This is a genomic window from Roseovarius salinarum, assembly GCF_002834145.1.
Lineage (GTDB): Bacteria > Pseudomonadota > Alphaproteobacteria > Rhodobacterales > Rhodobacteraceae > Roseovarius > Roseovarius salinarum.
In genome coordinates this window covers 1-1,777 of sequence record NZ_PHNT01000043.1, presented here as the reverse complement: position 1 = coordinate 1,777, position 1,777 = coordinate 1, and the positions used below count along the sequence as shown (strand labels likewise).

Genomic DNA, 1,777 nt, shown 5'->3' with positions numbered 1-1,777 from the left:
GGCCATGAGCAACTCGCTTAGCCCGGCTTATTCACCGAAATCGGGCTGATGAGGTTGCGTGCGCCCGAAAGTGCCGTAGAATCAGGGTGTTGAAAAAATCCGCCGACAGCCACGGACGCACGCATGGGTGAAACGCTACGGCCGGTCGCGGCCGGGTTCAACCGCTCTCTGACCATCGAAACCCGCTCTGAACGGCTGACCGGCGATCCCGGTGCCGTGCTGCTGCGCGAGGTGCTCGACGCGACCAGGATCATCCCGTGGATGGCGGCGCAGATGAAGGATGAACGCCGCCAGGCCGATGTCGTGCACGATCTGCCTTCCTTGCTTCGGGCGATGGTGCTGTTGGTTGCCCAGGGTTGGCAGGACCACGGCGACGCCGATGCGCTGCGGCATGATCCGGCTATGTGTCTTGCCGCCAGTTCTTCAGCCGGGCTGACGCCGCTGACGCAAGCGCCGGGCCTGCCGTCGCAGCCCACCTTGTCACGCTGCGCTGCGATGCTGGCCCGGCCCGAAAACCTCAAGGTCCTGCGCGAGGCGGCGCTCGAACTGGCTGGCCGCAACCTGCGGGCCGAGAATGGCGGGGAGCGGCATACCCGCGTCACGCTCGACGTGGACAGCCTGCCGGTCGAGGTTCACGGTCACCAGCCCAAGGCGGCGTGGAACGGCCACTACGCGGCCCGGATCTACCATCCGCTCATCACCTCTATCGCCGAAACCGGCGACATGCTGGACGCCCGCCTCCGGCCCGGGAACGTCGGAACCGCGAACGGCGCGCTGGATGTAATCCTCGATGTGGTCGATCGTGCCGAGGCCAGCCTGTGCAAGATCACCCATGTTCGCATCGACGCCGGGTTCCCGTCCGGTCAGCTCTTGGCCGGGCTCGATGACCGGGGCGTCCACTTCGTGGCCCGCTTGCGCGCCAACGCCGCGCTGGATCGGCTGGCGGCGCCGTACATGAAGCGCCCGCCCGGACGACCGCCGGCGGAACCACGGATGTGGACGCACGAGCTCGAACATCAGGCCTCGAGTTGGGACGCGCCCCGCCGCGTGGTTCTCGTGGTCAAGGAACGGCCCGACGATTTGCTGCTCGACCGGTTCTTCCTCGTCACCTCGATCTCGCGCTTCCAGATGAACGGCGAGACGCTGCTGGAATATTATCGCCGGCGCGGCAAGGCCGAGGGGCACATGGGCGAGCTGATGGACGTCCTGGACCCCGCCTTGTCCTCGACCAATCGCACGAAATCCCATGTCCGCGGAAAGACGCCAAGGACCGCGGCGCCGGCGATCGATGCCTTCGCCTGCAACGAGGTGCGCCTTCTGACCGCCATGCTGGCCTACCAGGTCATGCACGTCGCCCGCCGTGCCATGGCCCGCGCAACCGGGTCCCCCTGGAGTCTGCGCCGCCTGCGTGAACGTGTGCTCCGTGGCGGCGCCCGCCTCGTCATCTCCGCCCGCCGTGCGACCCTGATCCTCGCCCGGGCCGTCGCACCGTTCTGGGCGGCCATATGGCCGCAGATCCAGATGGTGCGCGGCGCCAGCCCGTGACGCATTGCCCAGCTTCGGAAGCGTCGGCCGACTGAAGGCGTCCATGGGCGCACTGTCGGCGTGCCCACGACGAGCCTGATCCACGCCCGAAAGCTTTGAAGACCCATTATCAGACAACCTTGGGCTGCAGAGACCACAACCGTGCAGTCTTCGCTACCCGCTCACACCTTCGATGCCGCCTGCGTAACCCGTCTCGGCGCCGCGAGGGGGCGCGCGGTGAATAATGCGGGGT

General features: G+C 67.2%; 1 protein-coding gene. It reads left to right on the top strand.

Annotated elements, in window-relative coordinates:
• Positions 1 to 123 precede the first annotated feature (123 nt).
• Positions 124 to 1,545, top strand: a complete 1,422-nt coding sequence (locus CEF10_RS16660; RefSeq protein WP_101069285.1) for an IS1380 family transposase — start codon at positions 124 to 126, stop codon at positions 1,543 to 1,545.
• Positions 1,546 to 1,777: the final 232 nt, after the last annotated feature.

Excerpts from the sequence above, each read along its gene's own strand:
- CEF10_RS16660 (WP_101069285.1), top strand. The coding sequence starts at position 124 with ATGGGTGAAACGCTACGGCCGGTCGCGGCCGGGTTCAACCGCTCTCTG.